This window comes from Microbulbifer sp. VAAF005, from assembly GCF_030012985.1.
Classification (GTDB): domain Bacteria; phylum Pseudomonadota; class Gammaproteobacteria; order Pseudomonadales; family Cellvibrionaceae; genus Microbulbifer.
Genome location: NZ_CP120233.1, coordinates 4,807,319 through 4,822,622 on the forward strand (window position 1 = coordinate 4,807,319; position 15,304 = coordinate 4,822,622).

Here is a 15,304-nt window from a genome sequence, read left to right on the forward strand (position 1 = left end):
CAGATGTTAGGCGCAGCTCGCCGCGAATGGCCGTAGCCCTTTGCAAGAGCTGCAACGCAGCAGCTGTGGCCTTCAAGGCCCGCCCTTCGGGGCTTGCAGAGGTATCATGGAGTTATTCAGAGGCTCCTTAACCTCAGGTGCCTTATCGGCATCTTTACTGGTGGCTTCGAAAGTTTCTCGAAGCGGCATATCCCTGTAGAGCACGGCATGCCAGATTCTTCCTGGAAAAGTGCGAATCTCGCGGTTGTAGCGCTCTACAGCCTGGATATAATCCCGGCGCGCGACACTGATGCGGTTTTCGGTGCCCTCTAACTGAGATTGCAGTGTGAGGAAGTTCTGGTTGGCTTTGAGGTCGGGGTATCGCTCTACCACCAACATAAGGCGGGATAGCGCGCTGGTTAACTGGCCTTGTGCTGCTTCGAACTGTTGCAGCTTGGCTGGGTCATTGAGAAGGTTGCCGTCAACCTGGAGAGAGCTGACTTTGGCCCTGGCCTCAGTGACGGCTTGTAGGGTTTCCCGTTCGTGGGATGCGTAAGCTTTTACGGTTTGCACCAGATTGGGAACCAAATCGGCACGGCGCTGGTATTGGTTTTGAACCTGGGCCCAGGTGGCTTTAACCTGCTCGTCATAGGTTGGGATATTGTTGACACCACAGCCGCTGAGGGTGGTTGCCAGCAGCAGTAGCAGTGAGCTCTGCCAAAAGGGCCAGCCGCTGGGGAGCGCAGAGGTCATGCGGAATATCCTTATTCTCACGTGAACCCATCAAGAATAGTCCGCCTGACTCCCAGCGCTGGAGAAGGCATCACCATGGAGCCAAAATGGCGTTAAAAGCAACAATATTTAAGGCCAAAGTCCAGATATCCGATATGGACAGGGATTATTACGCCGAACATCCGCTCACTTTGGCGCGACATCCCTCGGAAACAGATGAGCGTATGATGGTGAGGCTACTGGCTTTTGCACACAATGCGGCAGAAACGCTGGAGTTTACCCGGGGATTGTCCTCCGATGAGGAAGCGGATCTCTGGCAAAAGAACTTGAGCGGGGAAATCGATCTCTGGATCGAAGTAGGGCTTCCCACTGAGGAACGAATTCGCAAAGCCTGCAACCGCTCGAAGCGCGTTATCGTATACAGTTACGGGCGCCGTGCAGCACCAATCTGGTGGCAGAAACAGGCGAGCCAATTGGAGCGCTTTGATAACCTTACCGTCTACCATTTAGCCGCTGATGCCACTGAGCAATTGGCGGCTATGGCTGAGCGCAATATGGACCTGAGTGCAACAATTCAGGATGGTCATATCTGGCTCGCTGATAGTGACAACAACGCGGAGATTACTCCGGAAACCTGGAAATAGGAGCAGACAACTTAATGCCTTCTTTTGACATTGTATCTGAAGTGGATAAGCACCAACTCACCAACGCTGTGGATCAGGTGAATCGCACTATTACCAACCGCTTCGACTTTAAAGGTGTGGATGCGGAAGTGGAGATGAGTGAGTTCTCCCTGGTAGTTCGCGCTGAAGTGGACATGCAGGTAGACCAGATGGTGGATATGCTGCGTGGCGCACTGATCAAATGCGATATCGATCCACTGGCGATGGATGTAGGTGATAAAGAGCAATCCGGCAAGCAGGTCAAATTGGACGTGACCCTGAAAAATGGCCTTGACAAAGAACTGTCAAAAAAGATTGTTAAGCTGATCAAAGATGAAAAGCTCAAGGTACAGGCTGCCATTCAGGGTGAGCAGGTGCGTGTTACTGGCAAGAAGCGCGATGACTTGCAGCAGGTGATCGCCTTGTTACGCGGTAAAGAGCTGGAACAGCCATTGCAGTTTAATAACTTCCGCGATTAATTGGTTTTGCAGTGATCAAGCGTACTCTCTTCAGTGTTCTATCCGTGCTGTTGTCGCCACTGGCGATAGCCGCAGAAATTACCCCGGCTAGGTTGCTGGCCAGCTATTGGGTTGATAGTAGTGCAGGCCTGGATATTTCCGGCTTAAGTTTTTGTTCTGGAGATCTGCTGGCAGTCTCCGATAAGAATTCTGAAGAGATCTACACGCTTGAACTTCGCGATGGCAGTGCCGACCTGGTATCACATCTTCGCTTAAACGGCCTTGGGATACCGGAGCAGGATGAGCCTATCAGCGCTTGGGAAGGCTTCAAGGAGTTGTTCCGCCCGGCAGAAGATCTGGACTTTGAAGGTGTTACCTGTAGCGATGGCCAGGTCTATCTGGTCAGTGAGCATTACAACCGTATTGCCATCGTAGATATCGAGGGAAATGCGCGCTGGCAGGAGCATAGCTGGTCGGCATTAGCCAGGTCCCGGGGGTTTCTACAGAAGACCAATGCTTCCAGCGAGGGGTTGGTGAAAGCCGACGATACTTTCTGGGTAGCCATGGAGCGCGAACCCCGTGGTTTGTTGAGGCTTAATGCAGATGGTGAGGCCAGTACACTGACTCTGCCTCAAGTAGATGGCCTGGACTTTGCCGGCCGCTCAGAGGACTTGGCGGGATTGGATTACCACGACGGCGCACTCTTTACCTTGGAGCGCAATGCCCACGCCGTGTGCCGCAGGGCACTTCCTAGCCTGGAAGCAGAGTGGTGCCTGGATTATCGCGCCCTTGAAGAATCTCCCGAGCGGGTTTATGAAGAAACCCGCTATGGAAAGGGCGAGGGGCTGGCAGTCGGAGAGCAGGGTATTTTCGTTATCCTCGACAACAATAATGTCGGCCGTGCCCAGGCGCCTGACGACAAGCGCGCGCTGTTGTTGCATCTGGCAATGCCAGGTGAGGCCAGTAGGCAGCAATAGCTGACTCTGTTTGGTGTCGCGCTCTCTGGGAGTCGGCGCCAATCTCACTCCTTTAGTTCCCTCTGCTTCATTAAGTCTTCCCCTCTTTAAGATCTTCTCCAGCCACTAGCGCTAAAATTGTTTAGGGCAATTGGGGTAACTATGCTGTGTACCAATAGCTATTGGGACCTTACAGCTTGGTAGTGCCTGTTGGCCGCAGGGAATCTCCCGGTTCTTAAATCACTTTGGCGATAAATTGGAAGGGTCGTGATTAAGCGTATTTTTTTAACTATCCTAGGTGCGCTGTTGCCGTCCTCAGTATTGGCAGCTGACATTATTCCCGCCAAAAAAATAGCTCACTACTGGGTGGATGATAGTGCCGGGCTAAGCATATCTGGATTGAGCTTTTGTGATGGCAGAATGCTTACGGTGTCAGACAAGCAATCCAGGGAAATCTACCAGATAGTACTCGGAGACAGGCGCGCAACCCTGGAGCCTTATATCAAGCTCGCCGGGCTCCGGGTTCCTAAAAAAGATCGGCCGACCAATTTTTGGTATTTCTTACTGGAACTTACTCGCCCAGCCGCAGCGATGGATTTTGAAGCCATCACCTGTGCCGATGATAAATTCTATTTGTTGAGTGAACGTTACAACCGCATAGCCGAAATAAATATGGAGGGAAAGGGGCATTGGTTAGAAAATATGTGGTCGGCCACGGCTAAAGCCCAAGGTTATATGCACGGGTACAACCTCTCCGGTGTAGGGCTACAGAAGGTGGGCGATGACTTTTGGATGGCTATAGAGCGGGATCCCCGTGCCCTGGTAAAACTCGGCCCCAAGGGAAGTGTACAGATTTTTACTCCGCCGCCAGTAAAAGGGCTGGATTTTCGTGATGAGTCGGAAAATATGGCAGGACTCTATTACTATGATGGCGCTTTGTGGACCCTGGAACCGAATGCCTATGCAGTTTGCCGCAGAGAATTACCCAGCTTGAAAGCTGAGTGGTGCCTGGATTACTGGGAACATGAAAACTCCTCTGAACTCGGCTACGAGGTATCGCGGACCGGTGGCAAGGGAGATGGTTTGGCTATTGGAGAGCGGGGCGTTTTTATTGTGTTTGACAATGATAATATCAGCCGTATTCACGACCCTCAGGATCGCAGAGCACTCTTATTACATCTGGCTCTACCAGATCAATCTGACTAAATACCAATAGAGACTTTCTATTATTGGGGTTCGAATAGTTGGGTTGTGTTTAATGGGGAATGTAATGATCAAGACAGTTTTCCTCGCAATTAATTTCATATTTTTAGCATCCGTGGGAATGGCTACTGAGATTTTTTTGGCCAAAGATATTGCTGATTACTGGATAGATAATAGCTCGGGTGTAGGTCTATCTGGTTTGAGTTTTTGTGGCCAATTAATAACGATATCTCCTAAAGAATCGGAAAAAATATATAGAATCAATTTGCACGGTCAGAGTGCGACATTAGAAAAATACCTGAAAGTTAGCGGCCTGCCTCCGCCCAAAAGGGGAGTGGCTGATAATGTTTCTCACTTTGTTATGGATTTATTGCGGCCTAAATCCGCAATGCGTTTTGGTGGAATATTTTGTAGAGACGACGGTACATTTTTATTGAGTGAACGTCACAATCGAATAGCAGAAGTGGACACAGATGGGAGTTCACGCTGGATTAATAACAAGTGGTCATCAGCAATAGAACACCTGGGTTATTCGCTGGGATTCAACAATGGCGGGGAGGGAATAGTTGAGGTTGGCGATGACTTGTGGGTAGCTTTAGAGCGGGAACCCAGGGGATTGTTAAAGGTGGGAAATAAAGGAGAGTTTCAAGTTTTCTCTTTGCCTTCTGTAGTGGGGCTGGATTTTGGAGACCACCCGGAGAATCTGAGAGGACTTGATTATCATGACGGCGCTCTTTTTACTCTTGAAAGCAACGCATATGCGGTATGCAGAAGAACTCTGCCGAGCTTGCAAGCTGAATGGTGCTTGGTTTACCGTGAGATTGAAGAATCCCCGGAGCGCGCCTATGAAGTATCTCGGTTGGGGGGAATGGGGTCTGGAGTTGCTGTAAATAACCAGGGGGTATTTGTGGTTTTCAATAACAATAATATCAGTCGTGCCCGTGATCCCCAGGATCGCCGCGCGCGGTTGTTACATTTGGCTTTCCCCGACGGTAAACAATAGGGGCGTAAAATAGGTGGTAGTTGAGAAGTTACCGGCACTGCTAGAGGAAATACGGGCTTGTCGCCTCTGTGAAGAACAGCTTCCTCTGGGGCCGAACCCAGTTTTGAGGGCCGCAGTATCTGCACGCTTACTGATCGTCGGCCAAGCCCCGGGCACCAAGGTCCACTCGACCAGTATCCCCTGGAATGACCCCTCAGGAGATCGCCTGCGAGATTGGCTGGCGATTGAGCGGGACACCTTTTACGACGAATCCCAGATTGCCATTATTCCCATGGGCTTCTGTTACCCTGGGCGCGGCAAGGGCGGTGACCTGCCGCCGCGACCCGAGTGTGCCGCCACTTGGCACCAGCGCCTAATGGCACAACTACCCAACTTGCAACTGTCGCTGTTGGTGGGACAATACGCCCAGCGCCATTACCTCCCGCACTGGTATGGCAGTATTACCGAGAATGTTCGCCATTACCGCGATGCTCTGCCAGCGGGATACTTTCCCTTGCCGCATCCCAGCCCGCGCAATACCTTGTGGTTGCGTCGCAGGCCCTGGTTTGAGGAGGAAGTTGTGCCCGAGTTGCAACACCATGTTAAAAAGATATTGAAGGTTTAAAAATGCCGGTTCCGGACAAAATAAAGATCCACCCCTCTTGGTACGATGTTTTGGGCGGGGAGTTTGACCAACCCTATATGGCCCAATTGCGTCAGTTTTTAAAGGGGGAGAAGGCTGCCGGCAAGAAGATCTACCCAGCCGGTGGCCAGATCTTTAACGCCTTTAACTCCACACCTTTTGATCAGGTAAAAGTTGTTATCCTGGGTCAGGACCCATACCATGGCGTTGGCCAAGCCCATGGTCTGTGCTTTTCTGTGATGCCCGGAGTACGCATTCCCCCATCGCTGCAAAATATTTATAAAGAGTTGCACTCCGATATGGGTATTCCTCCTGCACACCACGGTTGCCTGCAACCATGGGCAGAGCAGGGCGTGCTTTTGCTAAATGCCACCCTTACTGTTGAGGACAGCAAGGCCGGCGCCCACCAGGGGCAGGGTTGGGAGCAATTTACGGATGCGGCGATTCACAAGCTAGCGGAACAGCGTGAAGGGCTAGTCTTTGTTCTTTGGGGGAGCTATGCCCAAAAGAAGGGAGGCTTTATCGACCGCAATAAGCATTTAGTGTTGCGTGCTCCACATCCCTCTCCTCTATCTGCGCACCGGGGTTTCTTTGGTACCCGTCCTTTTTCCCAGGCAAATCACTGGTTGCAACAGCGTGGAGAAAAGCCTATTGAGTGGGCTTTGCCAGAGGCGGGTCAATTGAAGCGGATTGCTGTGGAGATTTAGTGGCTTGACCCGGATAGGTGTTATCTATCCGGGTTTGTATTTATCCAGAGAGCCAAAAATTCTATTCCTGTTATCCTTCTCTTGGCTTCTAGATAAAAAATCTTTCTATTTTTTAGTGGTTATATGCGTCAACTCTCTGCTTCGGCAGTGTTTTGTGATGAGAGTCTTTAGAGGCTTGAAAGCCAATCAGAGCTATTATCTATTTTTGGCTCTTTTGAAGTTATTTATCTGTCCGATAAAGTATCACTTGTGAAATCTAAGGTGGAATTGCTATGAAAATGATGACCTGCAAGGAGTTGGGAGGCGCCTGCGATGTAGAGTTTCGTGGGAATAACTTTGAAGAGGTGGCGGAGCTTAGCAAGATGCACGGAATCGAGATGTATCGAAAAAATGATGCACAGCACTTGCAAGCTATGAAAAAAATGCAGGATTTGATGAAAGATCCAGAATCAATGCAGAAGTGGTATGAGTCAAAGAAGGCAGAATTTTTAGCTCTCCCGGATTGTAAATAGAAAAATTAGTATTTTATGGGTAAAAATCATTTGAGCGTAAAAAATGGCGCTAAAATCGTGCTGGAATTGACTGTGGATATAGGGCTTGAGTAAATCAGAAAGTATTTTCAGTTGAGTGGTGATATATTAATTGCTCAATAATCTTCTCTGTTTTGGATTAGCGGCCCTTCACAGGGTGTTTCTTTTTGGTTTCAACGGCCTTCCAAAGAGGTCGCATTAACAGCCGGGCAAACGCAAAGCCGACAAAAAACAAGTTACAGATATAGGCTAAAAAATAAGGGCCAAACTCTCTTTCGAAAAATATGCCAGTAGCGTTGAGGGTGCTGACGATAACTACCGATGAAGCGATACTGAAAAGCCCATAGTAGGTAACTTTCATTACAATAGACACAAATTTAAAGTGTCTTTTTTTCCACAGATAGACAATAAAGCCTGTGGTGGCTATTCCCATCAAGGAGCTGCTTGTAGACCAAACATAGCCAGCATCGATACGGAAGTTCAAAAGTGCCAAAGAAAAGGCGGCGAGCAGTGCGCTGAATAGGCTGATATAGACAATCATGGCCAGGGACACCACATGACCCCTAGAGATACTCTCTATTCTCCTTGATTGAAATGTGGCAACCATTGCCGCAAATCCTGCCAGCACTATGGATATTTCAATAATGACAAGCAATTGATCGATTTGTACCGACAGTTTTTCCATCTTCCGCTATTGTCCCAAGCAGAAAGGTTAAATAGGAAAGTTGATAACAGTATATGAGTGAAATGGAGAGCTGGTAAGTTGTTTCCCGTCTCACAATTAGCTTTATTTTAACCCGCTTGCTATATGGTTAATAATTGTTGTTAGGTGTCGGTGTCCAATGGTTGGCGCCACACTTTTAGCTGAAAATTAGCCGGACGCCGCCGTTTTCTCCTTGTCGGTTCGGCCTAGTTCATTTTCTTTAACAGCTACCCATAATGGGCGCATAAGCAGTCTTGAAAATGCATAGCCGACGACAAATAGGTTGCAAACAAAGGATAAAAAATACGGCCCATACTCCCTGTTGAAAACGATCCCTAGCGCATTCATGATATTGATAATAACTACTGAGCCGGCAATGCCAAAAAGAAGGAAATAGGTAACCTTGGCAACAATTGAAACAGATTTGAGTCGTTTCTTTATCCATAGATAGCCGATAGAAAACGACGTAGCCACACTCATGGCAAAACTGCTTACTGACCACAGGGTGCGATCAGCGAGATCAAAATTGGATAGAGTCAGGGTGAAGGCAGCCAGTAATGCGTTGATCAAACTGATATAAATAATCATCGCGAGGGATACAATTCTTCCTTTGCCAAGATTTCTGCCTTTTCTGGGTTGGAGCGTGCCAACTATTGCAGCAAAGCCTGCCAGAATAATACAGCATTCAAGAACGACAATTAGTTGGTCTAACTCCTTCAATATTGCCTCCCTCACTGCTTTATTTAGCTGAAATTTTGAAGCCCAGGGAAATATCCATAAATATAGTAGCGGTAGTAAGCTGCGTTTTGAGTGGTGCAAACCTTTTTACTTTCCAGAGGTTTTTTCTGGTTGTTAAATCATAAACAAAAAAGGCGACTAAAAAGCCGCCTTTTTGATTAAAAGTACTTTTCCGGTTTAGGCTAGCGGATCGGCGTCTGCATCGTAGGGAAGTTCCTCGATATCCAAAGTGCGGCCATCTTTCAGGTGTAAGGTTTCACCTGCGGCCACTTTGGCGATGGTGAGTACGGCGAGTAGCTGAATGCCTTCTTTGCTATGGCAGGCTTCCACCAGATTGCCAATACTTTGCTTTCCATCTCCAAAGATCTCCATGCCCGATTCAGGGAGATCCCCTGAAGCGCAGCTGGCCCGGTAAAGGCGACGTTTGGCGGCGCCGCGGAATTGCATACGGGCAATTACTTCCTGGCCGGTATAGCAGCCTTTTTTAAAACTCACGCCACCGAGCAGGTGCAGGTTGGTCATCTGCGGGATAAACATCTCTGTCGTGGCGGCGTCCACCTGGGGGATACCGGCTTCAATTTGACGCATTTGCCAGCAGTCATAGCCGGTAGCTTCACACTCTGGTGATAGCTTTTGCCACAGTTGCTGGACCTTGCTGGTGGGTACCAGGATGGCTAGTTGCAGGTCGGTAATACATTGGGCAACGCAGCGCTCCCCTTCGAAGTCAAATAGCTTCACCTCGCCGACAGAGGGTTGCTCGAAGCCCAGCAGTTTGGAGGTGCGTTCTGCCACATCGCGCCCCTGCAGGCCCAACCAGTGGGTTTCATCACTGATGTCTCGCAGCTCTGTTTTGAAAAAGACGGCGTACTTGGCCAGCGCTTGCTGGGCGATGGGGGCCAAATCCTTCGGCAACCGGAAGATGAACTCACTTTGCGAAAGTTTCAGTGCACTAAAAGCACTGATCATACGCCCCTTGGGGTTGCAGTGAGCTCCCAGGGTGCTGTGTTCATCGGGAAGGTTGATCAAGTCACAGGTGAGCTGCCCCTGTAAGAACTTCTGGCTGTCGGGTCCGGTAATGGAAATAGCTCCGATTGGGCCCAGGTCCAGCAGGTGCAAACTCTGAGGGTCTTCGCGACTAGTGAGAGGGAAGTGAGCTTTGCTGCCCTCCCAAATGGCGCCCTCGTTGCTGAGAAAATCCTGCCACTGTTGCTGATCCATAATCCTGCCACCTGCATTTGTATTCGGGGCATAATTTGGGGGTCCTTCGCGCCCTTTTCAAGTTTGGTGGGGCAGGGGGTATACTGCGCTTTTTATCTGGTTGGAAAGAAGTATGGATCGCAACCGCCTGTTTTGGGCCAGTCGCCGTGGCATGTTGGAATTGGATCTGGTGTTGCTGCCGTTTCTGGATAATGTTTATGAGACCCTGGAGCCAGAGGATCAGCAGCGCTATATCCGCCTGCTCGATGAGCAGGATCAGGACCTGTTCGCCTGGTTCTTGCGTCGAGAAGATCCGGCTGACCCGGACTTGAAGCGCATAGTGCAGATCATCCGTGACAACACCGGACTCCAGGAATAGCTCGACACCCCCGCTTTATGAGCGCAGCGCCCGCTTAAGTTGCGTCGTTGCGCCTTCCTTTCTTTTGCATTTGCTCCTTTTGCTGATCACCTTCCTGGCGATCTTGCTGGTCTGGTTGTGTAACTTGCCTTTAGTGTTATCAGGGCTGGCGAGCCTTTTTGTTATGGTTTACGCCGGGATAGAGTGGCGCCGGGTAAAAACTGTGAGAGGCCATTTATCGACCCGTGAGCGAAGGTGGTTTTGGCACCCTGATGGCGCAGATCGTCGCGAATTCCAGTTTGTAAATGAGCTGGTGTTGTGGTCCTGGTTGGTAGTGATTAATGGTCGGGACAGGGCTGGGCGCCGGCTCCGCTTGGTGTTGGCCAAGGATATGCTGGCGCCGCAGGATTGGCGCAGGCTACAAGTGGCACTGCGCTATTCTCGTTAGCTGTTCGGGATCGAAGTAGCAGGCCAGTCCATAGGCTGCCTAAATAAACTGACGTTGGCCGGCAAAGTTCTCTGGCACCAAAATCGTGTCCATAGCAAGTTCACGCAGCTGGGGGTAGTCGAGGGAGTAGTGCAGTCCACGGCTCTCGCGACGATCCAATGCGGAACGAATAATCAGTTCGGACACCAGCGAGAGGTTGCGCAACTCAACCAGGTCGTTGCTGATACGGTAATTGGCGTAGAACTCTCGAATTTCTTTCTGTAGCAGTTTCACCCGGTGTTGAGCGCGCAAGAGTCGCTTGCGGGTGCGCACGATACCTACGTAGTCCCACATAAAGCGGCGCAGTTCATCCCAGTTGTGGGAGATCACCACATCTTCATCAGAATCAGTGACTCGCGATGCATCCCAACCAGGTGATGGGCGAGGGGCTTGTACCATCCCCAGGTGCTCGTCGATATGCAGGGCTGCGGAGCGTGCATAAACCAGACATTCTAATAGCGAGTTGCTGGCGAGGCGGTTGGCGCCATGGAGGCCAGTAAAGGTGGTTTCGCCAATGGCGTAGAGCTGATCCAGATCTGTGCGCCCATGGCGGTCGACCATAATGCCGCCGCAGGTGTAGTGGGCTGCAGGTACGACAGGAATAGGCTCGCGGGTGATATCAATACCGTAGCGAAGGCAGTTGCTATAGACCGTTGGGAAGTGATCGCGCACAAACTGAGGATCTTTGTGGGAGATGTCCAGGTAAAGGCAGTCTGCTCCCAGTCGCTTCATCTCGTGGTCGATAGCGCGGGCGACGATATCCCTTGGTGCCAACTCACCCCGCTTGTCGAAGCGGTCCATAAACCGGCTGCCGTCTGGAAGTTTGAGCACCGCCCCTTCGCCGCGCAAAGCCTCTGTGACCAGTAAGGCCTTGGCCTTGGGGTGATAAAGGCAAGTGGGGTGGAATTGATTGAACTCCATATTCGCCACGCGGCAACCGGCGCGCCAAGCCATCGCGATCCCATCGCCGCTAGCACCGTCTGGGTTACTGGTATAGAGGTATGCTTTGCTGGCACCACCGGTGGCCAGAACGACAGCTTTTGCCTGTACCAGCTCAACTTCATCGGTGTTTTTATCAAGCACATAGGCGCCAGCGCAGCGGAATCGGCCTTTCTGCGGATCGGGCTGGCGAATCAAGTCGATGGCGACGTGGTGCTCAAAACAGTCGATATTTGGGCTGTTCAGTACCTTGGTGATCAGTGTGCTGTGCACCGCTCGGCCGGTGGCATCGGCGCTATGGATAATGCGCCGGTGGCTGTGCCCCCCTCTTTGGTAAGGTGGTAGCCCTCTTCTTCTCGGGTGAAGTCCACTCCCTGATCAATCAACCAGCGGATTGCAGCGGTGCTCTCTTCTACGGTAAAGCGTACTGAAGCGGGGTGGCAGAGTCCTGCACCCGCGTCTAATGTGTCTGCAATATGCGACTCAACCGAATCCATCTCATCCAGCACTGCGGCGATGCCTCCCTGGGCGAACCAGGTGGAGCCATCTTGCAATCTCTGCTTGGAGAGCAGGGCCACGCGATACTGGGAGGCGAGATGCAGTGCCAGTGTAAGGCCTGCTGCACCGCTTCCAATTACGAGAACGTCGTAGTTTGCCTGGGCATTCATAGATTTCAATTATGTTTAAGGGTCGCGTAGTATAGCGCCTCCTGATTATTCGTCGATTTGACGTGGAACTTATGTCCTATTGTCATTGTCATCAACACAGTAAAAGAAACGCCTGCGCCGGTGGCCCCGCAGTCAAGTTTTGTGGCGCCCGCAGTGTGGCTGGATATGGGAGTTGGGGATGACAGCGCATCAGGCGTCAACGAGTGACCGTGAGTTGGTGGAACGGGTACAAAAAGGGGACAAACGTGCTTTTGATCTTCTTGTGCTCAAGTACCAACACAAAATTGTTGCTGTAGTGAGTCGGTTCATTAAGGACCACAGTGAAGTACAGGATGTAACCCAAGAGGCTTTTATCAAGGCTTATCGTGCTCTTGCCAATTTTCGTGGCGAGAGCGCTTTTTACACATGGATGTATCGGATTGCGATTAATACCGCCAAGAACCACCTGGTTTCCCGCAGTCGTCGGCCGCCATCTTCTGATGTTGAACTGGAAGATGCTGAGTTTTACTCGGGTGCTGATCTGCTGCGCGATAACGAGACACCTGAGAGCCAGATGTTTCGCGACCAGCTGGAAGCGGCGGTGCATCGCGCCATTCGCGCACTGCCAGAGGATCTGCGCTCAGCGGTAACGCTGAGGGAGCTTGAGGGACTTAGCTACGAGGAAATCGCCGAGGTTATGGGATGCCCGGTGGGAACCGTGCGCTCTAGAATATTTCGCGCACGGGAGGCGATAGACCGGACAGTCCAGGCCGTGATGGCCGGCGAGCCGGAAACACTGGGTGACAGGGGTTAAAATTGCGGAAAATTTTCCCAGTCGGGGAAACCAACTGCTCAGACTCCGGTCATAACATGTAACCAAATATGGTGCTTGTGGGCACCAAATAAATGATTGCACAAGAGGGTTAACCCCTATGTCCCACGGGAATCATCAGGAACGTCTTAACGAGTCGCTCTCGGCGCTCATGGATGGCGAAGTCAGCGAACTGGAGCTGCAACGGCTTCTGAAGGCCAGCGCGGCCTCTGAAGAGTTGGGTGAGCGCTGGTCGCGCTACCAGCTCGCGGCGAGTGTTATGCGCCGCGAACAGGTCGCACCGGTAGACACCGGTCTTGCAGCGAGTATTTCTGCCGCTATCGATGAGGAGGAGCCCCTGTCCCAAAACGGCAATGGGGGAGCTGCGGTTGCTGGCAATCTGGTTAACAATCGCTGGTGGCGCCCGCTGTCCCGTGGTGCTGTTGCTGCGACGGTGGCCTTTGCTGCCATTTTGGGTGTGCAGCAAATGACTGATTCTCCGCAGAACACCATCCAGGGTGGGAGCCAGCCAGTAGCATCGGTTGAGCGTGAAGCCCAACCAGTGGTTCAGTCTGCTCCGCAGCCTTCCGGTTTTTATGTGCCCGCTCCCTCTACGCGCTCTGTGAGCACTGCGGCTCCCCGCTTTGTACCCGAGCAGCGCACAGGTGTTGTGGGGCAGGCTGTAATACAGCAGGCACCAACCCCCGAGTTGATGCGCCACCTGAATCGCGTAATGATTCAGCACTCAGAACAAGCCGCTCATGTGGGCAGTCAGGGCATGGTGCCTTTTGCTCGCGCCACTTACGGCGAACAAGTTGGAATGTAGTGTGACGAAAGTCGAAACCAGGGGGCGCCGAATCCTCTGTGGGATTCTCAAGGCCAACGGTCTACTGTTGGCCTCCTCGCTGTTGGCTCCCATGTCATTTGCCCAGGTCGGCACAGGGGTTGAACCCAGTGCCCCCACCACCATAAATCTCGATATGAGTACTGCTCCTGCAGCGGCCCCAGCTGTAGTGGAAGTTGCTATGACAGACGGGGGCTCGGCTGAGGTGGAAAGTCCTGCCGCAGCACTGTCCGATCCTGCAACTGTAGCCCCGGAAGGTGCTGCTGGTACCGTGCCGGCGCAAGAGGCGGTGACATCTGGTGTAGTTAATCTTAATCCGGCGAATCTCAACCCTGCAGCGCAGAGCGGCCTGGTAAGCCCGGGTGTGGCGAGTAACAACGAGGTTGAGCATTGGCTAGCCAAGTTGGCAAAGGCAGTAACTGAGCTTGAATACAGTGGTCTGGTGACCTTTGAGCATGCGGGCCTCCTGGAGACCTTGCAGGTTGTTCACGCGGTTCGAGAAGGTGAGCAGGTAGAGCGCGTGCGCTACCTCAGTGGTGAGCCTAGAGAGTTGATCAGCCACGGCAGTGCCGGAAATTGCGATGTCAGTGCTTCGCCAAGAAATCGTGCTACAGCATGGAACTCGGCGGGCCAACAACAGGCTCAGCGCGCCTACCAATTTATCTTGCGGGGTGAGGAGCGAATCGCGGATCGCGATGCTGTTGTGATTGAGGCGCGACCGAGGGATCGCTATCGCCTGGGGCTGGTAGTGAGTCTCGATAAACAGACTGGACTGCCGTTGAAGACCATGCTGGTTAGCACTCAGGGCCGCGTATTGGAACGTTACCAGTTTGTACAACTGGATCTCGCCCCTGTAGAGGATGCCGCACTTCAGGCGGTCTCGAATAATGCCCGGCGCATCGATAATCGGAATGAGTGTACGGCTTCACAGAGCCGTTGGCAGGTGGGCTGGTTGCCCGACGGTTTCCGGGTAGTGTCCGTCAAGCCGTTATCTGATGGCGATATGATGGTGTTTAGCGATGGGCTGGGAGTGTTCTCTGTATTTGTTCAGCGCCTCGGTCCAGAACTTGAGGGCTTTAAAGGTCGCGCAATCCGCGGAGCCACAACAGCCTATATGGACCGATTGGAAATTGAAGGTGTTGCTTACACTGTGACAGTGGTGGGTGAAATTCCCGAAACTACAGCTCGCCGTGTCGCCAGCTCAATTACCGCAAAGAGCTAAGTGAGCATATAGGTGCTGCAAGAGCGTGGCCGGGTAGTGGCCATAGAGTCCGATGCTATCTGGGTGGAGACCACCCAGAGTAGCGCCTGTAATGGCTGTTCTACCAAAAGCAGCTGTGGGACTGGGTTGCTGGGCGATCTGTTTTCTTCTTCGACCCGCGTTAAAGTAGCTCTCAACGGTTTTTCTGCTGATAAAATCCACCTCGATGATGTGGCGGTAATTGGTATTACCGAGAATGCCCTGACCAGTAGCGCTTTGCTGGTTTACCTCGTCCCCTTGATGTCCCTGGTGCTAGTTGCACTGATTGGGGATTCGCTCTTCGCTGAGCCCGGTGCTGTAATTGGGGCCTTGATCGGTCTGGTCTTCGGTGCTTTGGGCGTTCGCTGGTACAGTAGGTCCCAGTCGCAAAACCCCACCTACACCCCGGTACTGCTGCAGATTGAGCCCTCCCAAAAGAAATAGTCCGCCGCCTCCGTCTTCGCCAGCTAACCCTAATCTCCCTGACC

18 protein-coding genes and 1 pseudogene are annotated in these 15,304 nt (G+C 51.8%); 14 read left to right on the top strand and 5 right to left on the bottom strand.

From position 1 onward, the window contains the following. Positions 1–72: 72 nt before the first annotated feature. Positions 73–732: a LemA family protein gene (locus P0078_RS21560; RefSeq protein ID WP_282931941.1), complete on the bottom strand. Its 660-nt coding sequence runs from the start codon at positions 730–732 to the stop codon at positions 73–75. 86 nt (positions 733–818) lie between these two features. Here P0078_RS21560 and P0078_RS21565 point away from each other — a divergent pair, with 86 nt between their 5' ends. From P0078_RS21565 to P0078_RS21600, 8 genes are all read left to right on the top strand, one after another. Next, positions 819–1,355 carry a YaeQ family protein gene (locus P0078_RS21565; protein ID WP_282931942.1) on the top strand — a complete coding sequence of 179 codons (537 nt, stop codon included), beginning with the start codon at positions 819–821 and terminating at the stop codon, positions 1,353–1,355. Between the two features lie 14 nt (positions 1,356–1,369). Beyond that, positions 1,370–1,852: a YajQ family cyclic di-GMP-binding protein gene (locus P0078_RS21570; protein WP_108733959.1), complete on the top strand. Its 483-nt coding sequence runs from the start codon at positions 1,370–1,372 to the stop codon at positions 1,850–1,852. Positions 1,853–1,863: 11 nt separating this feature from the next. Then, on the top strand, positions 1,864–2,808 hold the full coding sequence (locus tag P0078_RS21575) for an esterase-like activity of phytase family protein (protein WP_282931943.1): 945 nt from the start codon (positions 1,864–1,866) through the stop codon (positions 2,806–2,808). Between the two features lie 246 nt (positions 2,809–3,054). Continuing rightward, complete coding sequence (locus tag P0078_RS21580) at positions 3,055–3,993, top strand: hypothetical protein (protein WP_282931944.1); 939 nt, start codon at positions 3,055–3,057, stop codon at positions 3,991–3,993. A 64-nt stretch (positions 3,994–4,057) separates the two neighbouring features. After that, entirely contained in the window at positions 4,058–4,993 is a 936-nt protein-coding gene (locus P0078_RS21585) for an SdiA-regulated/phytase-like domain-containing protein (RefSeq protein ID WP_282931945.1), read from the top strand. A gap of 13 nt (positions 4,994–5,006) precedes the next feature. Beyond that, the gene (locus P0078_RS21590; RefSeq protein ID WP_282931946.1) at positions 5,007–5,597 is read left to right on the top strand and encodes a uracil-DNA glycosylase family protein; all 591 of its coding nucleotides are present in this window, start codon (positions 5,007–5,009) and stop codon (positions 5,595–5,597) included. Positions 5,598–5,599: 2 nt separating this feature from the next. Further along, positions 5,600–6,322, top strand: a complete 723-nt coding sequence (gene ung / locus P0078_RS21595; RefSeq protein WP_282931947.1) for a uracil-DNA glycosylase — start codon at positions 5,600–5,602, stop codon at positions 6,320–6,322. Between the two features lie 272 nt (positions 6,323–6,594). Next, positions 6,595–6,834 carry a DUF1059 domain-containing protein gene (locus tag P0078_RS21600; RefSeq protein WP_282931948.1) on the top strand — a complete coding sequence of 80 codons (240 nt, stop codon included), beginning with the start codon at positions 6,595–6,597 and terminating at the stop codon, positions 6,832–6,834. A gap of 157 nt (positions 6,835–6,991) precedes the next feature. On the opposite strand, the gene P0078_RS21605 is transcribed toward P0078_RS21600, so the two are convergent. From P0078_RS21605 to ygfZ, 3 genes are all read right to left on the bottom strand, one after another. Then, entirely contained in the window at positions 6,992–7,537 is a 546-nt protein-coding gene (locus tag P0078_RS21605) for a hypothetical protein (protein WP_282931949.1), read from the bottom strand. Positions 7,538–7,723: 186 nt separating this feature from the next. Beyond that, positions 7,724–8,275 carry a hypothetical protein gene (locus P0078_RS21610; protein WP_282931950.1) on the bottom strand — a complete coding sequence of 184 codons (552 nt, stop codon included), beginning with the start codon at positions 8,273–8,275 and terminating at the stop codon, positions 7,724–7,726. A 195-nt stretch (positions 8,276–8,470) separates the two neighbouring features. Continuing rightward, positions 8,471–9,511, bottom strand: a complete 1,041-nt coding sequence (gene ygfZ / locus P0078_RS21615; RefSeq protein WP_282931951.1) for a CAF17-like 4Fe-4S cluster assembly/insertion protein YgfZ — start codon at positions 9,509–9,511, stop codon at positions 8,471–8,473. Between the two features lie 112 nt (positions 9,512–9,623). Between ygfZ and P0078_RS21620 the strand changes: the two genes are divergently transcribed. Both P0078_RS21620 and P0078_RS21625 read left to right on the top strand, forming a co-directional pair. Next, entirely contained in the window at positions 9,624–9,869 is a 246-nt protein-coding gene (locus P0078_RS21620; protein ID WP_282931952.1) for an FAD assembly factor SdhE, read from the top strand. Further along, positions 9,844–10,296, top strand: a complete 453-nt coding sequence (locus P0078_RS21625) for a protein YgfX (RefSeq protein WP_282931953.1) — start codon at positions 9,844–9,846, stop codon at positions 10,294–10,296. Before P0078_RS21620 ends, P0078_RS21625 begins: the two co-directional genes overlap by 26 nt. A gap of 39 nt (positions 10,297–10,335) precedes the next feature. Here the strand turns inward: P0078_RS21625 and nadB are convergent. Next, positions 10,336–11,864: pseudogene (gene nadB / locus P0078_RS21630) on the bottom strand (L-aspartate oxidase); the annotation flags it as partial. Positions 11,865–12,120: 256 nt separating this feature from the next. Here nadB and rpoE point away from each other — a divergent pair. From rpoE to P0078_RS21650, 4 genes are all read left to right on the top strand, one after another. Continuing rightward, entirely contained in the window at positions 12,121–12,735 is a 615-nt protein-coding gene (gene rpoE, locus P0078_RS21635) for an RNA polymerase sigma factor RpoE (protein ID WP_282931954.1), read from the top strand. 118 nt (positions 12,736–12,853) lie between these two features. Continuing rightward, positions 12,854–13,558: a sigma-E factor negative regulatory protein gene (locus tag P0078_RS21640; protein ID WP_282931955.1), complete on the top strand. Its 705-nt coding sequence runs from the start codon at positions 12,854–12,856 to the stop codon at positions 13,556–13,558. A gap of 1 nt (position 13,559) precedes the next feature. Then, positions 13,560–14,798 carry a MucB/RseB C-terminal domain-containing protein gene (locus P0078_RS21645; protein WP_282931956.1) on the top strand — a complete coding sequence of 413 codons (1,239 nt, stop codon included), beginning with the start codon at positions 13,560–13,562 and terminating at the stop codon, positions 14,796–14,798. A 12-nt stretch (positions 14,799–14,810) separates the two neighbouring features. After that, positions 14,811–15,260 carry a SoxR reducing system RseC family protein gene (locus tag P0078_RS21650; protein ID WP_282931957.1) on the top strand — a complete coding sequence of 150 codons (450 nt, stop codon included), beginning with the start codon at positions 14,811–14,813 and terminating at the stop codon, positions 15,258–15,260. The last annotated feature ends 44 nt before the right edge of the window (positions 15,261–15,304 follow it).

Bases quoted from the DNA above. Each gene is read 5' to 3' on its own strand.
- P0078_RS21560 (WP_282931941.1), bottom strand. From the start codon at position 732: ATGACCTCTGCGCTCCCCAGCGGCTGGCCCTTTTGGCAGAGCTCACTG.
- P0078_RS21565 (WP_282931942.1), top strand. From the start codon at position 819: ATGGCGTTAAAAGCAACAATATTTAAGGCCAAAGTCCAGATATCCGAT.
- P0078_RS21570 (WP_108733959.1), top strand. From the start codon at position 1,370: ATGCCTTCTTTTGACATTGTATCTGAAGTGGATAAGCACCAACTCACC.
- P0078_RS21585 (WP_282931945.1), top strand. From the start codon at position 4,058: ATGATCAAGACAGTTTTCCTCGCAATTAATTTCATATTTTTAGCATCC.
- ung (WP_282931947.1), top strand. From the start codon at position 5,600: ATGCCGGTTCCGGACAAAATAAAGATCCACCCCTCTTGGTACGATGTT.
- P0078_RS21600 (WP_282931948.1), top strand. From the start codon at position 6,595: ATGAAAATGATGACCTGCAAGGAGTTGGGAGGCGCCTGCGATGTAGAG.
- P0078_RS21605 (WP_282931949.1), bottom strand. From the start codon at position 7,537: ATGGAAAAACTGTCGGTACAAATCGATCAATTGCTTGTCATTATTGAA.
- ygfZ (WP_282931951.1), bottom strand. From the start codon at position 9,511: ATGGATCAGCAACAGTGGCAGGATTTTCTCAGCAACGAGGGCGCCATT.
- P0078_RS21620 (WP_282931952.1), top strand. From the start codon at position 9,624: ATGGATCGCAACCGCCTGTTTTGGGCCAGTCGCCGTGGCATGTTGGAA.
- rpoE (WP_282931954.1), top strand. From the start codon at position 12,121: ATGACAGCGCATCAGGCGTCAACGAGTGACCGTGAGTTGGTGGAACGG.
- P0078_RS21640 (WP_282931955.1), top strand. From the start codon at position 12,854: ATGTCCCACGGGAATCATCAGGAACGTCTTAACGAGTCGCTCTCGGCG.